At 39.1% G+C, this 23,065-nt stretch carries 23 protein-coding genes; 16 read left to right on the top strand and 7 right to left on the bottom strand.

Translation table 11 applies throughout. From position 1 onward, the window contains the following. Nucleotides 1-44 precede the first annotated feature (44 nt). Nucleotides 45-365 carry a hypothetical protein gene (locus DS885_RS06275; protein ID WP_113818583.1) on the bottom strand — a complete coding sequence of 107 codons (321 nt, stop codon included), beginning with the start codon at nucleotides 363-365 and terminating at the stop codon, nucleotides 45-47. A gap of 40 nt (nucleotides 366-405) precedes the next feature. Continuing rightward, nucleotides 406-1,413 carry an EF-P beta-lysylation protein EpmB gene (gene epmB / locus DS885_RS06270; protein ID WP_413694334.1) on the bottom strand — a complete coding sequence of 336 codons (1,008 nt, stop codon included), beginning with the start codon at nucleotides 1,411-1,413 and terminating at the stop codon, nucleotides 406-408. Nucleotides 1,414-1,451: 38 nt separating this feature from the next. Here epmB and efp point away from each other — a divergent pair, with 38 nt between their 5' ends. Continuing rightward, nucleotides 1,452-2,021, top strand: a complete 570-nt coding sequence (gene efp / locus DS885_RS06265) for an elongation factor P (RefSeq protein WP_113818581.1) — start codon at nucleotides 1,452-1,454, stop codon at nucleotides 2,019-2,021. Nucleotides 2,022-2,084: 63 nt separating this feature from the next. On the opposite strand, the gene frdD is transcribed toward efp, so the two are convergent. The 4 genes from frdD to frdA are packed head-to-tail and all read right to left on the bottom strand — an operon-like array spanning nucleotide 2,085 to nucleotide 5,415. Beyond that, nucleotides 2,085-2,468 (bottom strand): fumarate reductase subunit FrdD, encoded by a 384-nt coding sequence (frdD, locus tag DS885_RS06260; protein ID WP_113818580.1) that lies wholly within the window; start codon nucleotides 2,466-2,468, stop codon nucleotides 2,085-2,087. A 9-nt stretch (nucleotides 2,469-2,477) separates the two neighbouring features. Then, a complete protein-coding gene (locus DS885_RS06255) occupies nucleotides 2,478-2,864 on the bottom strand; it encodes a fumarate reductase subunit C (RefSeq protein ID WP_113818579.1) in 387 nt (128 codons plus the stop codon). A 39-nt stretch (nucleotides 2,865-2,903) separates the two neighbouring features. Continuing rightward, nucleotides 2,904-3,644: a succinate dehydrogenase/fumarate reductase iron-sulfur subunit gene (locus DS885_RS06250; protein ID WP_113818578.1), complete on the bottom strand. Its 741-nt coding sequence runs from the start codon at nucleotides 3,642-3,644 to the stop codon at nucleotides 2,904-2,906. Nucleotide 3,645: 1 nt separating this feature from the next. After that, the gene (gene frdA / locus DS885_RS06245) at nucleotides 3,646-5,415 is read right to left on the bottom strand and encodes a fumarate reductase (quinol) flavoprotein subunit (RefSeq protein WP_113818577.1); all 1,770 of its coding nucleotides are present in this window, start codon (nucleotides 5,413-5,415) and stop codon (nucleotides 3,646-3,648) included. Nucleotides 5,416-5,603: 188 nt separating this feature from the next. On the opposite strand from frdA, the gene epmA reads away from it, so the two are divergent. The 3 genes from epmA to DS885_RS06230 are packed head-to-tail and all read left to right on the top strand — an operon-like array spanning nucleotide 5,604 to nucleotide 7,154. After that, nucleotides 5,604-6,584, top strand: a complete 981-nt coding sequence (epmA, locus tag DS885_RS06240) for an elongation factor P--(R)-beta-lysine ligase (RefSeq protein WP_113818576.1) — start codon at nucleotides 5,604-5,606, stop codon at nucleotides 6,582-6,584. A 37-nt stretch (nucleotides 6,585-6,621) separates the two neighbouring features. Beyond that, nucleotides 6,622-6,849, top strand: coding sequence for a hypothetical protein (locus DS885_RS06235; protein ID WP_113818575.1), 228 nt, complete (start codon nucleotides 6,622-6,624; stop codon nucleotides 6,847-6,849). A gap of 44 nt (nucleotides 6,850-6,893) precedes the next feature. After that, complete coding sequence (locus DS885_RS06230; RefSeq protein ID WP_113818574.1) at nucleotides 6,894-7,154, top strand: DUF4404 family protein; 261 nt, start codon at nucleotides 6,894-6,896, stop codon at nucleotides 7,152-7,154. A gap of 279 nt (nucleotides 7,155-7,433) precedes the next feature. On the opposite strand, the gene rpsT is transcribed toward DS885_RS06230, so the two are convergent. Then, complete coding sequence (gene rpsT, locus DS885_RS06225) at nucleotides 7,434-7,694, bottom strand: 30S ribosomal protein S20 (protein WP_113818573.1); 261 nt, start codon at nucleotides 7,692-7,694, stop codon at nucleotides 7,434-7,436. Between the two features lie 306 nt (nucleotides 7,695-8,000). On the opposite strand from rpsT, the gene murJ reads away from it, so the two are divergent. From murJ to DS885_RS06165, 12 genes are all read left to right on the top strand, one after another. Then, nucleotides 8,001-9,557, top strand: a complete 1,557-nt coding sequence (murJ, locus tag DS885_RS06220; RefSeq protein ID WP_113818584.1) for a murein biosynthesis integral membrane protein MurJ — start codon at nucleotides 8,001-8,003, stop codon at nucleotides 9,555-9,557. Between the two features lie 113 nt (nucleotides 9,558-9,670). After that, the gene (ribF, locus tag DS885_RS06215; protein WP_113818572.1) at nucleotides 9,671-10,600 is read left to right on the top strand and encodes a bifunctional riboflavin kinase/FAD synthetase; all 930 of its coding nucleotides are present in this window, start codon (nucleotides 9,671-9,673) and stop codon (nucleotides 10,598-10,600) included. 26 nt (nucleotides 10,601-10,626) lie between these two features. Next, nucleotides 10,627-13,461 carry an isoleucine--tRNA ligase gene (gene ileS, locus DS885_RS06210; protein WP_113818571.1) on the top strand — a complete coding sequence of 945 codons (2,835 nt, stop codon included), beginning with the start codon at nucleotides 10,627-10,629 and terminating at the stop codon, nucleotides 13,459-13,461. Between the two features lie 81 nt (nucleotides 13,462-13,542). Beyond that, nucleotides 13,543-14,082: a signal peptidase II gene (gene lspA / locus DS885_RS06205; RefSeq protein WP_113818570.1), complete on the top strand. Its 540-nt coding sequence runs from the start codon at nucleotides 13,543-13,545 to the stop codon at nucleotides 14,080-14,082. After that, nucleotides 14,072-14,515, top strand: coding sequence for an FKBP-type peptidyl-prolyl cis-trans isomerase (fkpB, locus tag DS885_RS06200; protein ID WP_113818569.1), 444 nt, complete (start codon nucleotides 14,072-14,074; stop codon nucleotides 14,513-14,515). Before lspA ends, fkpB begins: the two co-directional genes overlap by 11 nt. Before the next feature lie 71 nt (nucleotides 14,516-14,586). Next, nucleotides 14,587-15,531: a 4-hydroxy-3-methylbut-2-enyl diphosphate reductase gene (gene ispH / locus DS885_RS06195; RefSeq protein WP_113818568.1), complete on the top strand. Its 945-nt coding sequence runs from the start codon at nucleotides 14,587-14,589 to the stop codon at nucleotides 15,529-15,531. 241 nt (nucleotides 15,532-15,772) lie between these two features. Further along, the gene (locus DS885_RS06190) at nucleotides 15,773-16,294 is read left to right on the top strand and encodes a GspH/FimT family pseudopilin (RefSeq protein ID WP_113818567.1); all 522 of its coding nucleotides are present in this window, start codon (nucleotides 15,773-15,775) and stop codon (nucleotides 16,292-16,294) included. A 2-nt stretch (nucleotides 16,295-16,296) separates the two neighbouring features. Then, nucleotides 16,297-16,788, top strand: a complete 492-nt coding sequence (pilV, locus tag DS885_RS06185; RefSeq protein ID WP_113818566.1) for a type IV pilus modification protein PilV — start codon at nucleotides 16,297-16,299, stop codon at nucleotides 16,786-16,788. Next, complete coding sequence (locus DS885_RS06180) at nucleotides 16,776-17,537, top strand: PilW family protein (RefSeq protein WP_181817706.1); 762 nt, start codon at nucleotides 16,776-16,778, stop codon at nucleotides 17,535-17,537. Before pilV ends, DS885_RS06180 begins: the two co-directional genes overlap by 13 nt. A gap of 4 nt (nucleotides 17,538-17,541) precedes the next feature. Beyond that, nucleotides 17,542-18,024, top strand: a complete 483-nt coding sequence (locus DS885_RS06175) for a pilus assembly PilX family protein (RefSeq protein WP_113818564.1) — start codon at nucleotides 17,542-17,544, stop codon at nucleotides 18,022-18,024. 7 nt (nucleotides 18,025-18,031) lie between these two features. Beyond that, nucleotides 18,032-18,445: a type IV pilin protein gene (locus DS885_RS06170; RefSeq protein ID WP_113818563.1), complete on the top strand. Its 414-nt coding sequence runs from the start codon at nucleotides 18,032-18,034 to the stop codon at nucleotides 18,443-18,445. A 17-nt stretch (nucleotides 18,446-18,462) separates the two neighbouring features. Next, complete coding sequence (locus DS885_RS06165) at nucleotides 18,463-22,947, top strand: pilus assembly protein (RefSeq protein ID WP_147232328.1); 4,485 nt, start codon at nucleotides 18,463-18,465, stop codon at nucleotides 22,945-22,947. The last annotated feature ends 118 nt before the right edge of the window (nucleotides 22,948-23,065 follow it).

Raw genomic sequence — 23,065 nt, 5'->3', positions numbered from 1 at the left:
TTAATACAATTGGTATTACTACTCACTGTTATTGCTATTAAACCCTATTTAGCTTTTAATTTTTCCTTAAAAGCATTCAATGTTTTAAATAACAATTCAATTTTTACCACTAGTGCAGGTAATTGCACTTTATATTGCTCATCATCTTCTACTTGCATCGCCTGTAAGTCCGCAGCTAACTCTTCAACATAAGGTAAGAAGGTATTTGCATGCTGCTTGAAGGGGGTATCTTCTGCAAAAATATGTGCAAAAGTTGCATTCTTTTGTTTACGTAATTCAGCTAATGCTTGGTCTGCATCCACAGCTCTGTGGTAAATAATTTTAATGTTTTCTTGAAGCTGTGCTTGCACGCTTTCTTTGCTCATTACTTTCTCCTGTGCAATTCAATGATTGATATAATAGGTATTATAACGAATGTATTAACGTTTTACTTTGCTCGCCTGCGATTTCTCTACTTAATCTAGGTACTAAGTAACCAGGCAATTCTGCTTGCATTTGTTTATGCAGCAGTTGGGCTTTGTGTTCATCTAAATCAAAATGTGCGGCACCTTGCACTTTATCTAGAAGAAACAGGTAATAAGGTAAGATATTCACTGAGAATAAAGCCTCACTTAGCGCGACTAAAGCGTCCACATCATCATTAACATCTTTTAGCAATACACTTTGATTAAGCAGTTGAATACCCGCTTGATGACAACGCTCCATGGCTTCTGCAAAAGGTTTATCAATCTCTTGTGCGTGATTGATATGTAACACCATGATTATCTTCAAGCGACTCTTTTGTAATCGTTGAGTGAAGGTCTCGGTAATACGCGAAGGGATCACTACAGGTAAACGTGTATGGATACGTAAGCGCGTTAATTGTGGTAATGCTTCTAACTGATCAAGTAGCTCTGCAAGCTGCTTGTCTTTAGTCATTAAAGGATCTCCGCCACTTAAGATGACTTCATTAACATTAGGGTGTGCTTGGATATAATTGACAATATTAGTGAGCTGCGATTTATTGACGCTGTTATCCGCATAGGGAAAGTGGCGTCTAAAGCAGTAACGACAATTCACGGCACAGCCACTCTTTAAAATAATTAACACTCGGCTTTTGTATTTATGCAGTAATCCTTTGTGTTGGTTGTTTTGTTCAACTAAAGGATCCGTGCTATAACCTGGTAATAGCAACTCTTCATCATGAATTGGCAGTACTTGTTTCAATAATGGATCGTTGACGTTGCCCTTTTGCATCTTATTAACAAAAGGTAAAGGCACCAACATTGGAAATTGTTTCTTAGCAAGTTCACTTATTTGTGCAGTTTCTTGCGTGATTTCTAATATTTCTAACAGTTGTTGTGGATTTTTGACTGCATTAGCGAGTTCCTTTTGCCATGTTGGCAAGTCAGCGGTATTATTCACGTCAATTATTTTAAGCATTTTTTATCAGTTTAGTTATAGAGGTTGTAATGGCGACATATAGTACCAGTGATTTTAAAGGCGGGCTAAAATTCATGCTCGATAATGAACCATGTGTGATCATGGAAAATGAATATGTTAAACCGGGTAAAGGTCAGGCATTTAGTCGTGTTAAATACCGTAAGCTTATCTCAGGTAAAGTGGTTGATAAAACATTTAAATCAAATGAAACAGTTGAATCTGCTGATGTAATGGATTTTGATTTAGCTTACTTGTATAACGACGGTGAGTTCTTCCACTTTATGGATAACAATACCTTCGAACAAATCGCTGCTGATGCAAATGCAGTAGGTGATATGGACAAATGGTTAGTAGAACAAAACATTTGTACTATCACGACTTGGAATGATGCTCCTATCGCAGTTATGCCACCTAACTTTGTAGAGTTAGAAGTAACTGAAACAGATCCTGGCCTTAAAGGTGATACAGCAGGTACTGGTGGTAAACCAGCTACATTATCAACAGGCGCTGTAGTACGTGTTCCATTATTCATCCAAATTGGCGAAATCATTAAAGTTGATACGCGTACAGGTGAATATGTTGGGCGTGTTAAAAAATAAAACTTAATAATGAATTAAGTTTAAAGAACCAGCTTAGCGCTGGTTTTTTTATATCTGCTGTTTTTAAGCTGCGATCATCTGTAAGAGCAGTGTTAATACAAAGATAGTCACGGCAAAAGCCGATCCATAACAAATTACCTGTTGCCAGTCTCTTCCCTGTTTTACTCCCAAATCATGCAATCCATGAAAAATACGATGGAAAGTGTGCCATAAAGGTAAAGCGACCAATATAAGAATGATAGCTGCGCCATACCAAGATGTTGCAAATTGATGTATCTGTTGATAATTAAACTTCCCCTCGCCGAATAAACCAATTGGCACCAGTATGCCTGTTATCAGTATCATTACGGGCGTCATAAAAGCAGTTAACGTACCGCCAGCGCCAAATAACCCCCAAAATACAGGCTCATGACTGCGTATGTATTTTTTCTCATTGTTATTATTCATGAGTGACTCCTATAGGATGACGACGAGGCAAAATACACTGACGATAATGAAAGCAATATAGTGACCAGAAACAATTAACTTATCTTCCAGTGGTTTTCCTTTTAACCATATGTCCATGGCTTTTGGTGCCAAAGAGAACCAAGTGAAGCTGTGATAAATGGCAAATAGCAGTGCGATAAAATGAAAAATAATAGCACTAGGGTGCTGAAGTGACTCCATCCATGCATTAAATGCGGCTTCTCCTTGGCTCAAGCGAAATACACCCCAGCCTAATATCAAACTATAAAGTGTGATGAAAATACTGCTGCCTTCACGCAGCATATATTTACTGTAAAAGGCTTGCGCTAGCCACCATTTGCTACTGACTTCTCGTTGATAAGGTTTACGTTTACTCATGCTTTAGCTCCTTATAATTTGATTATATTTTGGAGGTGATTAATCTGGTTTAAACATGCCAATCAGATAGTCTTTGCTACTTTCTACTTTGAGAAGCTGGATCGCAGCCGCTGGGTCGACACCTTTAGGACAAACAACTGAGCAATAGCCAACAAAAGTGCAGCCCCAAACACCTTCTTCTTGATTGACTATTTTCATTCGTTGTTTGCTACCCGCATCTCGACTATCTCGGTTATAGCGAGCTAACAGCGCTAAGGCAGCAGGGCCTGTGAATTTAGTATCCAAAGCGTATTGCGGACACGCGGCATAACAAAGGCCACAATTGATACACATTGAATATTGCTTATATTTGGCTAGCTTCTCGGGAGTTTGTTGATGGGGGCCATCAGAGAGGCATTTTGTATTATCTTCGGGAATAATATAGGGTTTTATCTCTTCTAGTTTATTAATGAAGTCGTCCATCACTACGACTAAATCACGCTCTATGGGGAAGTTGGCTAAGGCTTCCAATTTTATTTTATTTGGGAAGTAATCTCGTAGGAATGTTTTACAGCCTAGCTTAGGAACACCGTCAACCATCAAACCGCAACTTCCACAAATAGCCATTCGGCATGACCAACGAAAGCTGATAGTGCTATCAAGGTGATCTTTGATATATTGCAATGCTTCAAGAATCGTTAAATCAGGGCTGTAAGGCACTTCAAACAATTGTGGTGATGGTTTATCTTCTTGCTCTGGACGATATCGAAGGATCTCTATCTTTATTGTTTTATTAGCCATATTATTTCTCCTTCGTATCAGAAGCTGCACCATAAACTCGTTTTGCGGGTTGGCTTTTGGTGATGGTCACATCTGAATATTTAATTAAAGGGGCTTTATCTGCTTGGTAATAGGCAAGAGAATGTTTTAAAAAGTTGATGTCATCGCGCTGTTCAAACCCATCAATACGTTGATGCGATCCGCGAGATTCTTTACGTTGTATAGCGCTGTGAACCATGGCTTCTGCAGTATCCAATAAATATCCGAGTTCAATGGCATATAGAAATTCAGTATTAAAAACACTCGATTTATCATTTATTTGGATATTTTTATAACGTTGTTTTAGTTGTGCTAGTGTATCAATGGTGTTCTGCATCGATTCTTGGGTGCGATATATGCCAACCCCTGCTTCCATACAAGCGCTCATCTCATCACGAATATCTGCCATTTTTTCAGTGCCATTGCTGTGCAGTAGTGCCTCTGTTTTAGCCTGTATTACTTGCGCTTGCTGACGTAATGGCGTTATTGGTTGGTGTGTGTGTTGTAATGCATATTCAGCGGCTTGTTGACCTGCTAGTTGTCCAAATACCGCTAGTTCAGTTAATGAGTTTGAGCCTAAGCGATTAGCCCCATGTAAGCCCACAGAGGCACATTCTCCAATAGCATACAATCCAGCTAAGCTGGTGGCTGTTTTAGCGTCCGTTGCTATACCGCCCATTGTATAGTGTGCCGTGGGGCGAACTGGGATAGGTTGGTGAACAGGATCAACACCGACATAAGCTTTAGCCAATTCTCGAATAAAGGGGAGGCGTTCATTGATTTTTGCTTCTCCTAAGTGCCGAAGATCAAGTTGTACATAGTCGCCTCGCTCACCAGTGAGCAGATTACCTTTTTGTTGCTCTTGCCAAAAACATTGGCTTAACTTGTCTCTTGGCCCTAGCTCCATATATTTATTTTTAGTTTCACCAGCAGGTATTTCTGGGCCCAAACCGTAATCTTGTAAATATCGATAACCGTTTTTATTAAGTAAAATACCCCCTTCACCTCGACAACCTTCTGTCATTAATATCCCAGAGCCAGGTAGACCCGTTGGATGGTATTGAACAAATTCCATATCGCGTAAGGCAACACCATGTCGATAAGCCAGTGACATGCCATCTCCCGTCACAATACCTCCGTTGGTGTTATAGGTATAAACGCGAGCTGCACCACCGGTAGCCATTATGACTGATTTTGCTTGTATTAATTTTGCTTCACCTTCGGCAATATCGAGTATCACTACACCTTGAATTTTATTGTCTTCAACGAGTAAATCGAGGCAAAAATGCTCGTCAAATCGAGTGATTTTGAGGTATTTCATTGAGGTTTGGAAAAGTGTGTGCAGAATATGAAAGCCGCTTTTATCCGCAGCGAACCAAGTGCGTTCTATTTTCATTCCACCAAAAGCGCGAACATTAACACTACCATCTGCCTTGCGACTCCAAGGGCATCCCCAATGTTCTAGTTGTGTTAACTGTTTAGGGGCGTTTTCTACAAAGTATTCCACAACATCTTGCTCACATAACCAATCTCCACCTGCAACCGTATCGTTAAAGTGGTGATCAAAGGAGTCGTGATCTTGTACTACACCTGCTGCGCCACCTTCAGCTGCGACGGTATGGCTGCGCATGGGATAAACTTTGGAAATAAGGGCAATATCTAAAGTAGGACTTTTTTCTGCTATCTCGATGGCAGCTCTAAGGCCTGATCCTCCAGCTCCGATAATGGCGACATCTGTTTTAATTACTTGCATAATTTTATTCCATTCAAAATAAATTGTAGTAATTTGACCCTTCATAAAATAAGTCTTAAATAAGGGTAGAATCAGTCTTCATATGTGTTAAATATATTGCAATTAGCCGTTTTAAAACTTGGTCTTAATCAAAGCTTTGTTTGATAACTGGATTATCTCCGATACACTTAGCGAAAAAAGGAGGTGTGATGAGTTGGTTACCTAGTGCATCGTTAACGCAGTTAAAAGCGCGAGCAGAGATGTTGAATAAAATTAGAGCTTATTTTAGTGTGCATGGTGTGTTAGAAGTTGAAACCCCAGCGTTAAGCCAAGCTGCAGTAACAGATGTACATTTACATTGTTTTAACACCCAATTTGTTGGTCGAAATATAAGTGATAAGCCATTCGTCGATGGTGGTGTCCCTTTATATTTACAAACCTCTCCTGAATTTCATATGAAACGCTTACTGTCTGCGGGTAGTGGCTGTATCTATCAGGTTTCTAAAGTCTTTAGGAATGAAGAGTCTGGGCGTTATCATAACCCTGAGTTCTCTTTATTAGAGTGGTATCGTGTTGGTTTCGATCATCATCAGTTGATGGATGAAATGGCGGTATTGCTAACGGATATTTTACGTTGTGCAGAACCGACACGATGTACCTATCAAGAGGTTTTTTTAACACATTTAGACGTTGATCCTTTGAGTGCTTCTAATGAGCAACTTAAAGCAGCGGGCAGACATCTTGAGTTAGGTGATGTTTTAGATAATGAACAGGATAAAGATACGATTTTACAGTTACTTTTTTGTATTGCTATCGAACCTAAGATTGGCCAAACATCGCCTTGTTTTGTTTATGACTTTCCTGCTTCTCAAGCGGCTTTAGCGCGAATCAATACTCAGGACCCGCGTGTGGCGGATCGGTTTGAGGTATATTTTAAAAGTATCGAGCTAGCCAATGGCTTTTATGAGTTAAACAGTAGTGCAGAGCAATTAAAACGATTTGAAGCGGATAATCAATTAAGAGCTAAGATGGGGTTAGCAGAAATGCCTATCGATAAAAAGTTTGTGGAGTGCTTAGATCATTTACCCGATTGTGCTGGTGTGGCCTTAGGGTTAGATAGACTATTAATGTTAGCAACTGAACAAGATCATATTAATGATGTCTTAAGTTTTAGTATCGATAATTCGTAACATATTAAAATATAAATATATTTAACAAGGATAGTAGATGGCTAAGTTATGGTTAACAGATAAAGGTTACCCTATTTGGGGATATCTTCTGCGTATTGCGTACTGGTTGCTAGCTATTTATCTTTCCAGCCTATTTTTACAAGCTTACCAAGCGCACAGTTGGTTTAAAGGTGGATTAATCGGATTGAGTGTTGTGTTTGTGATAAGTTACTTATTATTCACACGTTTTATTGACCGCTTTATCACAAAGCCTGCAATAGACTGATGTTAAAATAGTTATATTATTTTTCGATTAAAAGTGAGGTACGTATGCCAATACAAAAAGTGCAGAGTGAATTTCAAAAGTTAACCGATATTTTAGCCGATGGGGCGATTGCCGATGAGTGCACCGCTAGCGAATTAAAGACAGTTCATGACCAGCTACAACAAGCGATTCTTTCTGGTGACCCTGCAAAATTAATTCAAGATAAAAAAATCACAGAACAGTTAGTGGCATTTGAAGAGACAAACCCTGTCGCGGGTAAGTTTGTGAAAGATTTAATTAATGCGTTATCAGGAATGGGTATTTAAACAACCCATATCGTTTATTGATAATACCAATCATAGTAAGTAACTGATCTATTTTACTTGTTAAAACAACTTATTTTTTCGTTGTAAGTTTCGTATAGGGAACAACCATTTACATCAACTTACGCCTCAAACTAAGCCATTTTTCCGGCGCAAAATTTAGATCAGTTATTTAATACAATTGGTATAAAACTAGCCCATTTCTAAAATTTGGGTATAAAAAAACCGACACTAGGTCGGTTTTTTAATATTCTAAATAAAAGACTTTTTCTTAATTAAGAATTAAAGTGCTTTAATTTTAGCAGAAAGACGGCTTTTCTTACGAGCAGCCATGTTTTTGCTGATCAGACCTTTAGTTGCGTAAGCATCTAAAACTGATTGTAATTTAATGAACTCAGCCGCAGCTAGTTCTTTGTTTGCAGCTTCGATTGCAACAACAACTTTCTTGATGAAAGTACGCATCATTGTACGACGGCTTGCATTATGTTTACGGCTTTTTTCAGATAATAAAGCACGTTTTTTAGCAGACTTGATATTAGCCAAGACCTTAACTCCTAAATTCTGTATAACAAGGGATAATCAAAGGTCGTGGAATATGCCTTGTAACACGTATATTGTCAAATGGTTTTTTATTAACCAATAAAATAACTGGTAAGAAACCAGGTGGATGGTTAAACTGCGCGCATTTTATACTCAACCCATTACAGATGCAAATCCAGTGTCGATTGTTTCGTCGATATATCCATTGTTATTGCTATTAAATTCAATGAAAACGTGTATTTTGTGGTTGCGAATATTATCTTTCAGTTTCCTAAGTCTGTTGATGGCTTAGTTTTTAGGACATTCAGTGTGAGTAAAAAGTTAATAAAATCAGGCATGATCGTAAGTTCTATGACCTTAGTATCACGCGTTTTAGGATTAGTGCGTGATATTGTTATTGCTAATTTAATGGGAGCTGGGGCAGCTGCAGATTTATTTTTCTTTGCTAATAAAATTCCTAACTTTTTACGTCGTTTATTTGCAGAGGGGGCTTTTGCACAAGCTTTTGTACCGGTTTTAACCGAATATGAGAAAACCCAGTCTCGCGATAAGGTAAAAGAGCTGATTTCAGCAGTATCTGGCACCTTAGGAACGATTATTACCATCATCACTATTTTAGGGGTGATTGGCTCTTCAGTGATTACTGCATTATTTGGTTTTGGTTGGTTCTTAGAATGGTGGAACGGCGGGGCTGAAGCTTATAAGTTCGAACTCGCGTCGGACATGCTTAAAATTACTTTCCCTTATCTATGGTTTATTACTTTTACTGCGTTATCTGGTGCTATTTTAAATACCTTAGGTAAATTTGCGGTTGCAGCGTTTACACCGGTTTTTTTAAATATCGCGATCATCGGATCAGCTGTCTATATTTCACCTCAGTTACCGCAACCAGAAATTGGCTTAGCCATCGGTGTTTTTATTGGCGGTTTAGTGCAGTTTTTATTTCAGATCCCTTTTCTGAAAAAAGAGGGGTTATTAGTTAAGCCGAGTTGGCAATGGCACCATCCTGGCGTGGTAAAAATTCGCACCTTGATGATTCCTGCTCTATTCGGTGTGTCGGTGAGTCAAATTAACCTGTTATTGGATACCTTCATTGCCAGTTTTTTACAAACCGGCTCAATAAGTTGGTTATATTATTCAGACCGTTTATTAGAGTTTCCTTTAGGGTTATTTGGGATTGCGATCGCGACCGTGATCTTACCTAGTCTATCTTCATCTCACGTTAATAAATCGCCTGAAGCCTTCGCTAAAACTATTGATTGGGGAATCCGTAGTGTTTGTTTTCTAGGTGTACCGGCTATGCTGGGCTTGATGATATTGGCTGAGCCAATGTTGCGTGTTTTGTTTATGCGCGGTGAGTTTGATATTCAAGATGTGAGCATGTCAGGCATGAGTTTATTTGCTTATGCCACAGGCCTATTAAGTTTTATGTTAGTAAAAGTGTTAGCGCCGGGTTATTACTCTCGCCAAGATACTAAAACACCGGTGAAGTTTGGTGTTATTGCGATGGTCAGTAATATGTTGCTGAATGTTATTTTTGCTATTCCATTCGGTTATGTTGGTTTAGCCATTGCAACTTCGTTGTCCGCGACATTGAATGCTGGGCTATTGTGGTTTGGATTATATAAAAGTGGCGTGTATCAACGTCAACCGCAGAGTATTAGCGTGTTGCTGCGTATTATTGTTTCTGGCGCTGTGATGGTGGGTACTTTGTTTTATTTCATGCCAGATTTAACCCAATGGGTTGAGCTCAGCCTATTTGATGCAATTATTCAGTTAGTTGTTTTTATTGTGGGTGGGGCTTTGGTGTATTTAGTTAGTAATGTCATTTTAGGTTTACGCTTACATCATTTTAAAGCGAGTTAACTGATTAAATAATAAATCATTAAAATGAAAGCTGAATACTTTGTTGCCTTAATATATAATCGGCTCTTTTATATTTTCAACGCTTAGTTTTGCAATCAATTAAGACATTATTTATGGAATTAATACGCGGTATACATAATTTACAGCATCAACCTCAAGGTTGTGTGTTAAGTATTGGTAACTTTGATGGTATTCATCTTGGACATCGTGCTGTTTTATCGCGTTTGCTAAAAGAAGCTGAGCGTTTGCAAGTCCCGTCAACGGTGATGACCTTTGAGCCTCAACCTGCTGAGTTATTTGCAGGAAAAAATGCGCCGGGTCGATTGAGTCGTTTACGCGATAAGTTTGTTCAACTTGAAAAATTAAATTTAGATCGTCTACTGTGCGTGTCCTTTACTCATCAATTTGCTAATCTAAGCGCCGATCAATTTATTGAAGAACTATTGATTAAAAAATTGAATGTAAAATTTTTGGTGATAGGCGATGATTTCCACTTTGGTTACCAACGTTTAGGTGATTTTGCTTTGCTCAAAGAAGCGGGCAAAAAGTATGGCTTTGAAGTGGTCGATACTAAAAGTTTATCGCAAGATACTTGCCGCGTAAGCAGTACCCGTATTCGTAGTGCATTAGCCAAAGGCGAATTGCAACAAGCTGAGCAGATGCTGGGCAGAAAATACAGTATTGCAGGACGTGTTGGTCATGGTAGAAAACTCGGTCGCACTATTGGTGTTCCGACCGCTAATTTGTTTTTAAAGCGTCGAGTGTCGCCTGTTTCTGGGGTGTTTGTTGTGTCTATTTTAGGCATAGACAATAAGACCTACACTGGCGTAGCAAATATTGGCTGTCGTCCAACCGTTAACGGTGAAAGACAGCAGTTAGAAGTACATATTTTTGATTTTGAAGGTGACTTATATGGTCGCCAACTAGAAGTGTTACTTGAGAATAAGTTGCGTGATGAAACTCGTTTTGAGTCATTCGCAGACTTAAAAATACAGATTGATAAAGATATTCAGCAAGCTAGAGAATGGCATCTGCTTAATTAATAGATCGTTAGATGGAATAAAAACCGATGAGTGATTACAAAAGTACATTAAATTTACCAAAAACAGGCTTCCCGATGCGTGCTAACTTAGCTAATCGCGAGCCAAATATGCTTAAGAATTGGTATAAAGAAGACCTTTACGGCAAGATTCGTACGGCTAAAAAAGGTAAGAAAACATTCATTCTGCATGATGGCCCTCCTTATGCAAATGGGGATATTCATATTGGTCACTCGGTTAACAAAATCTTAAAAGACATTATTATTAAGTCTAAAACATTATCTGATTTTGATGCGCCTTACGTTCCAGGTTGGGATTGTCATGGTCTACCAATCGAATTAAAAGTAGAGCAAAAGCACGGTAAACCAGGTAAAAAACTAACACCTGCTGAATTCCGCGTTAAATGTCGTGAATATGCTGCTCGTCAAGTTGATGGCCAGCGTAAAGACTTTAAACGTTTAGGTGTTTTAGGTGAGTGGGATAAGCCTTACTTAACCATGAACTTCGAAACGGAAGCAAACATCGTACGTGCGTTAGCAAGCATTATTAAAAATAAACACCTACACAAAGGTTCTAAGCCTGTGCATTGGTGTACTGACTGTGGTTCTGCATTAGCTGAAGCGGAAGTAGAGTATGAAGATAAAGTATCAGCTGCTATCGATGTTGCATTTAATGCGATTGATATTGATGCGGTATTAGCTTGTTTTGATAAACAAGGTGATGACTTTGGTCACGGTACTATCTCACCAGTTATCTGGACAACAACGCCTTGGACATTACCTGCAAACCGCGCTATCGCATTAGCTGCAAAAGTAGAGTATTCATTAGTGCAAGCAGGTCAGCGTCGCTTAATTTTAGCCACTGACCTAGTTGCTGATTGTATGGCTCGTTACGGTATCGAAGAGTTTACTGTACTCGCTATTACCACAGGTGCTGCACTTGAAAAGCAATTATTCCAACACCCATTCTTAGATCTGCAAGTACCAGCAATTGTTGCTGACCACGTTACTATCGATGCGGGTACAGGTTGTGTACATACAGCGCCTGGCCACGGTCAAGACGATTACTCTGCTGGTTTGAAATATGATTTAGAAGTTGCGAACCCGGTTGGTGATAATGGTGTGTTCCGTGAAGATACAGAATTCTTTGCTGGTCTACATGTATTTAAAGCAAATGATGCTGTGTTAGCCGTGTTAACTGAGCGTGATGCGCTTATTCATCATGTCAACATTAAGCATAGTTACCCACATTGTTGGAGACACAAAACACCAATTATCTTCCGCGCGACACCACAATGGTTCATCTCTATGAATCAAGAAGGCTTACGTGACAGTGCGTTGAAAGAGATTAAAGATGTTAAATGGATCCCGAGCTGGGGACAAAGCCGCATTGAGAAAATGATTGAAGGTCGTCCTGATTGGTGTGTGTCACGTCAACGTACTTGGGGTGTGCCAATCACTTTATTTGTAAATAAAGAAACAGATGAACTGCATGAAAACTCTGTTGAAATGATGGAGCTGATTGCACAAAAAATTGAAAAAGAAGGCATTCAAGCATGGTTTGATTTAGAGCCTGAGTCTTTATTAGGTTTTGAAGCTGAGAAGTTCCGTAAAGTAACGGATACATTAGATGTTTGGTTTGATTCTGGTACAACGCATGCTGCTGTATTAGCGATTCGTGATGAGTTTAAGCAGGAAAATGATCAACCAGTACAAGCTGATATGTACTTAGAAGGGTCTGACCAACATCGTGGTTGGTTCCAATCTTCATTATTAACCAGTACTGCGATTAACGGTGCAGCACCTTATAAAGAGGTGTTAACGCATGGTTTTGTGGTTGATGGCGACGGCAAAAAAATGTCTAAGTCATTAGGTAATGTCATGTCACCGCAAACGGTAATGAACGACCTAGGTGCAGATATTTTACGTTTATGGGTGGCGTCAACGGATTACACTGGTGAAATTACTGTTTCTGATGAAATCTTAAACCGTAGTGCGGATAGTTACCGTCGTATTCGTAACACCTCTCGTTTCTTGCTTGCTAACTTGAACGGTTTTAATCCTAAAACTGACTTAGTGCCAGCAGCTGAAATGGTGGCATTAGATCGTTGGATCGTGGCTAAAACATTGACGATGCAAAACGAAGTGATTGAAGCTTACGAAAACTACAACATGCATGTTGTTTATCAAAAACTAATGCATTTCTGTTCAATTGATTTAGGTAGTTTTTATTTAGACATTATTAAAGACCGTCAATACACAGCAAAAACAGGCAGTAATGCTCACTTAAGCTGTCAAACTGCGCTTTACCATATTGTTGAGTCTTTAGTGCGCTTAATGGCACCAATTCTAAGCTTTACAGCGGATGAAATTTGGGGGCGTTTACCAGGTGAACGTAGCCAGTTTGTATTTACTGAAACATGGTACGAAGGCTTATTTGGCTTAACGGATAATGAAACTCTGGATAATGATAAGTGGGCTCAATTGATCACGGTTCGTGCTGAAGTCAATAAAGTATTAGAGCTAGCACGTAAAGACGCAGTGATTGGTGGTGGATTAGAAGCTGAAGTAACTTTATATGCTTCTGATGAAATTAACGCATTATTATCGACATTAGATGATGAGCTACGTTTTGTATTAATTACTTCGCAAGCTATTGTTAAACCATTAGCTGATGCGCCTGAAGGTGCAGTAACCACTGAAGTAACTGGTTTATCAGTGGCAGTAGAAAAGAGTACTGCTGCGAAATGTGACCGTTGTTGGCACCACCGTGAAGATGTTGGTCAAAATGAACTGCACCCTGAATTATGTGGTCGTTGTGTTACTAATGTTGACGGTGAAGGTGAGTCTCGCCAGTTTGCTTAATAAACAACTAAGCTATAATTAACATACTCGTAAACGCCTTAGTTATGAAAATGATTTAAGGCGTTTTTTTTAGGAAATACTATGACAAACAATGCTTCTGATTCAACCGTTAACTCTTCAACAGGTTTAATCTTTTTATGGTTATCTTTGATTGTATTAATTGTTGATCAATTTACTAAATATCTAACCATTGAAATGCTTGATCTTTATGAGTCTTTCGAGGTGCTGCCTTTTTTCAATTTTACTTATGCCCGTAATTACGGAGCTGCATTTAGCTTTTTAGGGGATGCTGGCGGTTGGCAAAAGTATTTATTTTCCGGTATCGCCTTTGCTGTGTCAGGATATTTGATATATTTATTGAAAACCACTAAGGCAACGCATCGTTGGATGAATACAGCTTATGCTTTGGTATTGTCTGGCGCTATTGGTAATGTGATTGACCGTTTAATCTTTGGTTACGTCGTTGATTTTTTAGATTTTGATTTAGGTTTTTATCGTTGGCCTGTATTTAATGTTGCTGATATTGCTATCTTTATCGGTGCTGCAATGATTATTATCGATTCTCTGTTTTGGGCTGAGAAACGTGAAAAAGCGAAGGAAGAAGCAAAGAATGACAAATGAAAAAAAAGTAATTGCTGAAAACAGTGAAGTATTAATGCACTTTTCTATTAAGCTAAGTGATGGTTCTGCAGTTGATAGTACTAAGGTCGATAATAAGCCGGCTAAGTTTGTGATGGGCGATGGTAGTTTAACCGAAGGCTTTGAAGCTTGCTTATTAGGGTTAAGCGAAGGTAGTTCTGAAAGTTTTACTCTTGAACCAGAGTCTGCTTTTGGTTTACCTAACCCTGATAATTTCCATTATATTGAATTAAGTAAGTTTTCTGCTGACGTACCTGCTGAAATTGGTACTATTATTAGCTTCACACAACCCGATGGTACTGAGTTACCAGGCATTATTCGTGAAGTGATTGCTGATAGTGTGACTGTCGATTTTAACCATCCTTTAGCAGGTCAAACCGTGACCTTTGATGTTGATGTACTAGAAGTTTTATAAAGCAAATATTAGGACGTATTTGATCCGTTTTTATCAACCCTATTTGCCCACTATTTTATATTGAGATTGTTATGAAAATTATTTTAGCTAATCCACGTGGTTTTTGTGCAGGCGTACATCGTGCTATCAATATTGTTGATCGTGCTCTAGAGATTTTTCCTGCGCCGGTTTATGTTCGTCATGAAGTGGTACACAATCAATATGTAGTAGATGATCTAAAGTCTCGCGGTGCTGTTTTTGTTGAAGAACTGGATGAAGTGCCTGACGATAACATTGTTATTTTTAGTGCGCATGGTGTAGCACAAAGCGTTCGAGAGGAAGCTAAACGTCGCGAATTAAAAGTATTTGATGCGACTTGTCCATTAGTGACTAAAGTACATATGGAAGTCACACGTGCTAGTCGACGTAATCAAGAGTGTATTTTGATCGGGCATCAAGGTCATCCAGAAGTGATTGGCACCATGGGGCAATATAATAGTGAAGAAGGTGGTATTTACTTAGTTGAGTCTACGGAAGATGTAGATAAGTTAACGGTAAAAAACCCTGCTAGTCTTTGTTACAGTTCACAAACGACTTTATCGGTTGATGATACCGCCCATGTGATTGATGCATTAAGAGCTAAGTTCCCATTAATTGAAGGACCGCGTAAAAACGATATCTGTTATGCGACACAAAACCGTCAGGACGCGGTGAAAGATTTAGCGGATAAAGCAGAGTTAGTATTAGTCGTTGGTTCTCCTAACTCATCAAATTCAAACCGTTTACGTGAAAAAGCCTGTAATGTAGGTGCGAATGCTTACTTAATCGATAATGAATCTGACATTCAAGAGGAATGGTTTGAAGGTGTCAATTCTGTCGGTGTGACCGCCGGTGCCTCTGCTCCTGATATCCTAGTGCAGGGTGTTATTAAAAGATTACAAAAACTAGGTGGTGATATCGCTATCGAAAACCCTGGCGTAGAAGAAAATATTATCTTTGAAGTGCCTGCTGAGTTACGTATTAAGCAAGTCGATTAGTAAGTGACCGCCTTCCAAAATCCTTTTAAAAGGTGTGTTATTTAATACACCTTAATCCTCTCCCCCCTTTGAAATTAAAAATAGTGTGCTTAAGCACTGCTCTTTAATTTGCGTTCGCTCTCATAATCATGATTACTATGAAATAAGATTAAAAACGATATTATTTTTATATAAAAATCACTGTATAAATAGTAATCTAACGGAAATCTGCAAAAATTTTATAATTATAACAAAGGATGTTATGGCCCAGTTTATTTACTCCAAAAGGTGCCAGCATGGATTTACATTAGTTGAAATGCTGATCACTATTGCTGTTGCGGCTATTTTGCTCGCGATTGTAGTACCTTCTTTTAATAGCTTAATTGAATCCAGTAAAGAGCGTACAACAAGAGACTCTCTCGTAAGTGCTATTCATACCGCAAGTCAGCTAGCTCAAAGTGAACGGGTGAATGTTTATTTATGCACGACAACAGATGGGGAAAGTTGTGAGGATACAAAAGACTGGGGGAGCGATTGGTTAATTTATCAAGACGATGATAGCAGTGGTGATTTCGATGATGATTATGACACTATCGTTGCTAAAATTAGTGCTAAAACCAATTTAATAACCAGTACCACTGAGGAAGTTAAATTTATGCCTACAGGGCATTCACTAGCAAATACCTTTAAAATTTGTAGTAATACTGACAACTCAGTGGTCTATGAAATGGTATTAAGTAGGATGGGGCGCATTACGTACGAAGAAGCATCAGGAGACTGCTAGGGATGAAAGATGAAAAGGGATTTACATTAATTGAAGTGTTAATTGCATTAATTATTGTGGCAATAGGGGTGTTAGGCCATGCCAAAATGCAAGCTAAATCAATGAATATGGCTCAACAAGGTTTCTTTGCACAGACAGCGAATACGGCATTGTTAGACTTAGCGCAACGTATGCGTGCCAATTCTGATCTTGCTGCTAGTTTTGTTTTTAGTAATTTAAGCGACGGTGCGGATATTACAGCGAGTAAAGACTGCTCTAGCAATAGTTGTGACGAAGATGAATTTGCCACTGAAGAGCTTGCTGAATGGTTTGACCATTTACAAAACAACTTACCGTCACCACGCTTTTCAGTTGAGGTCGATTCTTCCGATGTTAACCTCTATAACCTGATGTTAATTTGGGATGCAGCAAAGACCGGTGTGGGTAGTGCCGTCTGTGATACAACAGCATTAAATTCGTACCAATGTGGGAGCATGTCAGTATGGGTTCAATGAGAAAATCTAACGCGGGTTTTAGTTTAATTGAGTTAATGATTGCATTATTCGTATCGCTTTTTATTTTAGCGGGGCTATTTTATTCTGTTATGGGTGATATGCGCTCTTATGAGTCGGCACGTAGTACGCAAGGTTTAGTAACGAAAAGCCGCATGGCGGTACAAACAATAAGATTGTATATACAGCAAGCAGGTTTTCGTGATTCCGCTGCCTTAAAGAATGAAACAACCTTTAGTGCAGGTACTTCAAGTGCTGGTGAGGCATGGGAGTATGGACAAGTTATTCAAGGCATGACCAGTTCTAGTGAAATTGATGATGAAAAAGCGGACTCTGATATTTTGGTGGTGCGCTTCTTAGGAGCAGCGGTAGAGGGGATCGTTTCTTGTGAAGGTTATGATTTAGATGACACAACCAGTAATGAAGTGATCTTGTATGTGAATACAAGTAACCAATTAATGTGCCAAGATAACGACGATGATCCGGTTTTATTAGATGAAAATATTGAGTTTATGGAGCTCCTATATGGGACAGAAGATGATTATCAATATTTTACAGCTTCGGAAGTTTCGGATTGGACTGAAATAAATAGAGTGAAAGTAGGGTTGTTGATCTCTGAAGATGTATCTGCACATGGATTAATAAACAGTAACGATTATACTATTTTTAACCAAACAATCAGCGCAGCAAATGATACAAATTATAGAAGTGTTGTGATGGAAACTGTGATTATAGGAAACCAAGGAGGGTAATGAAATGCAAAATCAATTTGTTAAACAACGCGGCACCGCATTAATTACCTCATTATTAATGGTCGTAGTGATCGCTATTTTAGGGGTTGCGGTGAGCCAACAGGTGATCTCTTTACGTAAAACAACCACTGCTAATTATGACCAAACGCTAAGCTTAAACTCCGCAGAGTCTACTTTAGCTGCTGCTTATAGTGTTATGTCAGATAATTTTCTTGATCCTCCTACATTACAAGCCTTAGCGGTTGATATTAATACGGGGGCTAATTGGTGGAAAAATGATAGTAATTGGAGCAGTGCAACAGCGATCAGTGACTTAATTACTGCGGGCTCTGAAACACCATCTTATTTAATTGAAGATGATGGCACTGGCGGACTCGCTGTTGGTACTGGTGATTTAACCAAACGTTTTTATCGTGTGACAGTGAAAGCACAGGGAAAGGGGAATTCGGTCGCTTATTTGCAAAGTTACTACATCACTTTAGAGTAGAAAATATATGCTAAAATTGAACAAAAATAAAAAAAACGGTTTTACGCTGATTGAATTACTTATTGCTGTGGCTATTATTGGCATTATTGCCTCTATTGCCTATCCTAGTTATCAAGGTGTATTAGAAAAAACACGACGACAAGAAGCAATACGTACGTTACTAGAAGCATCGCAACTAATGGAAAGTTATTATGCAATGAATTTAGATTATAGCGGTGCGATATCTGGTGGCGAAGTCACTGACTTTACTGTTAATGATGAGTTCAGTGATTATTATTCATTAACTGCTTCTGCGGCAGCATCTACATTTAATTTATCTGCTACGCCACTTTCAACAGGGGCACAAAGCGAAGATGAGTGTGGCACACTAACCATAACACAGACTGGTAGTACAGGGGCAGATAGCTCCGATTGTTGGTAATCAATAGGGATATTATTGTGGAAAAAATATTATTAAGGACAATGTTATTAATCGCAGGTTATTTACTGCCCATTGCAGTGAATGCTAGTAATCTCGATTTAGCAACTAAACCGCTTTATACAGGAACATCTGAAGCACCTATGATGATGCTTACCATGGGGCGAGATCATACTTTGTTCTATGAGGCCTATAATGATGCCTCTGACCTTGATGGGGACGGAGAGCTTGATACTACTTTTAAGCCAGATTATACCTATGAAGGTTATTTTGACTCTACGGCTTGCTACAAATACAGAAGCAATAAATCTAGGTTTAAGCCTAAAACGATTGAAACCGTTTGTTCAAATAATAATCATTGGAGTGGTAACTTTCTTAATTATTTAACCATGACTCGTATGGATGTGTTACGTAAAGTGCTTTATGGCGGAACAAGAAGCACTGATGATGAAGATGAAACGATTCTAGAGCGTGTTTTTATCCCGCAAGATGCTCACAGTTGGGCTAAAGCTTATACTTCAGTCGAAGTTGATGGCTACGATATCTCAGACTATACCCCTTATTCTTTACCTGATTCAGGAAAACAGCATTTTTTTGGTACTGTCACTTATAGCGGATTAGGGGAAGACCCTATTTTACGTGTGCGTGAAAATATTAGTTATTCTAGCGATGATTGGGGTGTGTGGAGTTGGGCATCAACAGAGCGTCCGGTACTTGATGCAAGTGGTGATGACTATGTTGTTAGAGTAGAAGCCTGTGTTGATGGCTTTACCGATGGTAATAACTGTGACTTATACCCAAGTGGCAATTATAAACCAACCGGCTTACTCCATGATTATGGTGAGACAGATCAAATGTTATTTGGTTTATTAACAGGGAGTTATAATAAAAATTTATCGGGCGGTGTATTAAGAAGAGCGATCAGTGAGTTTTCAGAAGAGGTAGATAGCGATACTGGACAATTCACTTCAACTGAAGATGGTATTGTTGCAACGATTGATAAATTACGAATCCACGGTTTCAATTATAGCAATAAGACTTATGCAACAAACTGTGGATGGGTTGTTAATGGGGCCATTTCTGATGGTCAATGTGCTTCATGGGGGAATCCTGCTGGTGAAATGCTCTATGAAGCAATGCGTTATTACTCGGGAGTAGAATCTGCTAGCCCTAGTTACGCAACGTCAGGAAGTTATGATGCAGAAGTTGGTTTAACTAGCCCTGATTGGGATGACCCATTTGAAGATCGTGGCACTTGTGCAAACCCTAATGTACTGTTAATTAGTGACATCAGTCCTTCTTATGACTCTGATCAGTTACCTGGCGTATATAGTGAGTTCACCAAGTCAGCGAATAATGATGAAGCTTATGATGGAACAACACTGCCAGGTTTTAGTGTCAGCGAGTTACTTGAGACTATTTCTACTTCAGAAGGTAAGACATCTGGTCAGTTTTTCATTGGACAATCAGGTACCGATAATGATGGTGCACCTACCGCCAAAGATATTACAGGTTTAGAGTCAGTACGTGGGTTAGCACCTGCAGAGCCTACTAAAAAAGGTAGTTACAGTTCAGCGGCTGTTGCTTATTACGGACATAGAAACGACATACATTTAACAAAAGATGAAGATCAAAATGTAACGACTATGGTGGTTGCATTGGCCTCTACTTTACCAGAAATTGAAGTTGATGTTGACGGTGAAGTTATAAAAATAGTGCCTTTTGCTAAGTCGGTTGGTTGGGGCAATAAAATATCCGCCGATGAAGGTGACTTTCAGCCAACGAACTCGATTATTGACTGGTACATCGAATCGATTACAGATACTAAAGGTGTCTTCCGCATCAATTATGAAGATGTAGAGCAAGGTGCTGATCATGATATGGATATGATAGTAAAGTATACTTATGAGGTAAAAGAGGGGCTTTGTAAAACATACGACAGCGATGGCGATTGTACAGAAACGGCTAAAGGTGTGGAAATAACACTTGATTCTACTTATGCTGCAGGTGGTGTTGACCAACACGCAGGATATATTATCTCTGGAACAACAAATGATGGTATGTATCTAGAAGTAAAAGATGTTAGTGGTGCTAATATCAAATACTATTTAGATACGCCTGATAGCACTGTTTATGATAATCGTGATATCAGTGGTAGTACTAGTAATTTAGGCTTATACGCAACTCGTAATTTTTTCCCTAGTGATGAAAGTGCTGCAGACTTTTTACCTTCACCACTTTGGTATGCAGCGAAATGGGGTGGCTTTACAGATTCTGATGGTGATGGTACTCCTAACCTAGATAGCGAATGGGATACCAGCGGCGCTGATGACGGTGGTGCCGATGGTGACCCTGATAACTACTTCCCTGTAACTAATGCCGGCGAGCTAAAAGATCAATTAGCTGCTGCATTTGATTTGGCTTACGATGGTCTGTTAACAGGGGCTTCAGCAACTTATTCTTCTAACTTACTCAGTAGTGGTTCACTTGCTTATCAATCTTCATTCGAAGAGGAAACATGGAATGGTGATGTCAATGCTTATCAAGTTAGCTCAGATGGAGAGTATGCAAGTAATGCTACATGGAGCGCTGCAACGCAATTAGATGCAATGGACCCAGATAATAGACATATTTATACCCGTAGCAATGAATCGTCGCTATTAGGATCACAAGGAGCTGTTTTTGAATTTACGACTTCGGCAATAAGTACAACATTGTTGAGTAGTTTAACGGATAGCCTAACGTCGGTAAGTACTAGTACCTTAACGGACTCTTTTTCAGAGAGTCAGTTATTTAGTTTATTAGGTGATGTGACTGGTTCAACAACTGAAAAATTAGCTTATTTAACCAATGTTGTAGGCTACATTCGTGGAGACCGTGATAACGAAGTGACAACCGTTGTTGATGGGTTTAGAGAGCGAAGCAGTGTTTTAGGTGATATCGTTAATGCAAGCCCTTATTATGTTTCTAGCGCTAAAGACCATACTGTCGCGACGGAAGTAGTCGCTTTTGCTGCAAACGATGGCATGGTACATATCGTTGATGCCGATGATGGTAAAGAGTTAGCCGCTTATATACCAAGTGGCGTTTATGATGCGTTAGGTAACTTAGTCGATAGTGCTTACATCCATGAATACTCCGTTGATGGAGGCCTTAATGCTTACTCTGATGAAAATGACTTAATTGATGTCGATATAAATGGTGTTTCAACAGAAGTCGCTAGGACTACATTAGTAGGTCGATTAGGATTAGGAGTAAAAGGCCTTTACGCCATTGATGTTTCAGATATCAGTAACCCTACTACGGATATGATGAGGTGGGAAATTACCACTGACACGGATGGTTTTGAAGGTCTCGGGTTAAGTGTTTCTGAGCCAACTATTGTGGAACTGGCAAATGGTAAAGCGAGTGTTGTGTTTGCAAATGGTTATAACTCCACGGATGATGAAGGGGCTATTTATATTGCAGATTTGACTGATGGCAGTTTAATCAAGAGGTTAACTGTTGGAGTGCAAACAGATCCAACTGGAGAAGATAGACCTAATGCATTAGCTCAACCTTTATTAGTTGATAATAACAGCGATGGTATCGCTGATTACCTCTATGCTGGGGATCTATTTGGTAATATGTGGGCATTTGATATCTCTAGTGAGGACCCGAGTGAATGGGGAATTAAAAAAACTGCGGGAGCACCTTTATTTACAGCACTCAGCCCAACGTTAGATAATCAAGAATATATGTCTCAGCCTATTACTAGTCGCCCGTCTGTTGTGCGTCATCCAGATGGTGAAGGTGTTTTAATTGCCTTTGGTACTGGTAAATATGTCGAATCAGATGACACTTCTGCTGATGATCAAGCCACACAAAGCTTTTATGTGGTGGAGGATAACTTAGGCAGTGCTGTCGTTACAGCTGTACGATCATCTTCTGGTTTTAGTAACCTACAAAAACAATCAATAACCAAAGAAAGTAGTACTAATCGTCTTTTATCTAGCAACTCATTAAACTGGGATGAGATCAGTGGTTTCTATATTGATTTAGTGAATACCGAAGATGGTAATACTAACAACTATGGTGAACGACAAGTGGTGGCTAGTACTGTTTTAGGAACCAAAGTAAGTTTTGTCACCTTAATTCCTGGTACTGACCCTTGTGTTGCTGGTGGAACAGGTTGGTATATGGAGTTAAACCTTTATACAGGACAAACTTGGGATACAGGTACCGAAGTGGAAGATGATCCATCAACAACGGTCGATGAATCTGAAGAGATTCCAACGGATAGTTCGAATCAATTCTTAGACGGTGTTGCTACAGGGCTTAGTTCAGTGGCCTCTGTTACCACTTCAACTGAAACTATCACTAATGAAGATGGTACAACAGAAGAGGTGACAGTATTTGAAAGCGCTGAAGGGCTAACCTGTATTACGTTGAGCACTAATAAACAAACTTGTTTTGAGGATGATTTAAATATTACTGGACCAGTAAGTTGGCGTCAGCTCTATTAAATTATTAGCATCTAACTAACTATTAGAAGGGTCACAAAGAGATATTCATTTGTGGCCCTTTTTTATTATTACGACCCATCTTAAATAAGTAGGTATAGAAGTAATACCAATTGTATTA

The sequence above is a fragment of the Psychromonas sp. B3M02 genome (genome assembly GCF_003318165.1).
Lineage (GTDB): Bacteria > Pseudomonadota > Gammaproteobacteria > Enterobacterales > Psychromonadaceae > Psychromonas.
Note: the sequence above shows the minus strand (reverse complement) of the source record. Positions and strands in the feature narration are given on the sequence as shown.

Bases quoted from the DNA above. Each gene is read 5' to 3' on its own strand.
- lspA (WP_113818570.1), top strand. From the start codon at position 13,543: ATGACAAACAATGCTTCTGATTCAACCGTTAACTCTTCAACAGGTTTA.
- DS885_RS06190 (WP_113818567.1), top strand. From the start codon at position 15,773: ATGGCCCAGTTTATTTACTCCAAAAGGTGCCAGCATGGATTTACATTA.
- DS885_RS06255 (WP_113818579.1), bottom strand. From the start codon at position 2,864: ATGAGTAAACGTAAACCTTATCAACGAGAAGTCAGTAGCAAATGGTGG.
- DS885_RS06180 (WP_181817706.1), top strand. From the start codon at position 16,776: ATGGGTTCAATGAGAAAATCTAACGCGGGTTTTAGTTTAATTGAGTTA.
- frdD (WP_113818580.1), bottom strand. From the start codon at position 2,468: ATGAATAATAACAATGAGAAAAAATACATACGCAGTCATGAGCCTGTA.
- DS885_RS06275 (WP_113818583.1), bottom strand. From the start codon at position 365: ATGAGCAAAGAAAGCGTGCAAGCACAGCTTCAAGAAAACATTAAAATT.
- DS885_RS06175 (WP_113818564.1), top strand. From the start codon at position 17,542: ATGCAAAATCAATTTGTTAAACAACGCGGCACCGCATTAATTACCTCA.
- efp (WP_113818581.1), top strand. From the start codon at position 1,452: ATGGCGACATATAGTACCAGTGATTTTAAAGGCGGGCTAAAATTCATG.
- ribF (WP_113818572.1), top strand. From the start codon at position 9,671: ATGGAATTAATACGCGGTATACATAATTTACAGCATCAACCTCAAGGT.
- DS885_RS06250 (WP_113818578.1), bottom strand. From the start codon at position 3,644: ATGGCTAATAAAACAATAAAGATAGAGATCCTTCGATATCGTCCAGAG.
- ispH (WP_113818568.1), top strand. From the start codon at position 14,587: ATGAAAATTATTTTAGCTAATCCACGTGGTTTTTGTGCAGGCGTACAT.
- frdA (WP_113818577.1), bottom strand. From the start codon at position 5,415: ATGCAAGTAATTAAAACAGATGTCGCCATTATCGGAGCTGGAGGATCA.
- epmA (WP_113818576.1), top strand. From the start codon at position 5,604: ATGAGTTGGTTACCTAGTGCATCGTTAACGCAGTTAAAAGCGCGAGCA.
- fkpB (WP_113818569.1), top strand. From the start codon at position 14,072: ATGACAAATGAAAAAAAAGTAATTGCTGAAAACAGTGAAGTATTAATG.
- ileS (WP_113818571.1), top strand. From the start codon at position 10,627: ATGAGTGATTACAAAAGTACATTAAATTTACCAAAAACAGGCTTCCCG.
- DS885_RS06230 (WP_113818574.1), top strand. From the start codon at position 6,894: ATGCCAATACAAAAAGTGCAGAGTGAATTTCAAAAGTTAACCGATATT.
- DS885_RS06170 (WP_113818563.1), top strand. From the start codon at position 18,032: ATGCTAAAATTGAACAAAAATAAAAAAAACGGTTTTACGCTGATTGAA.
- pilV (WP_113818566.1), top strand. From the start codon at position 16,297: ATGAAAGATGAAAAGGGATTTACATTAATTGAAGTGTTAATTGCATTA.
- DS885_RS06235 (WP_113818575.1), top strand. From the start codon at position 6,622: ATGGCTAAGTTATGGTTAACAGATAAAGGTTACCCTATTTGGGGATAT.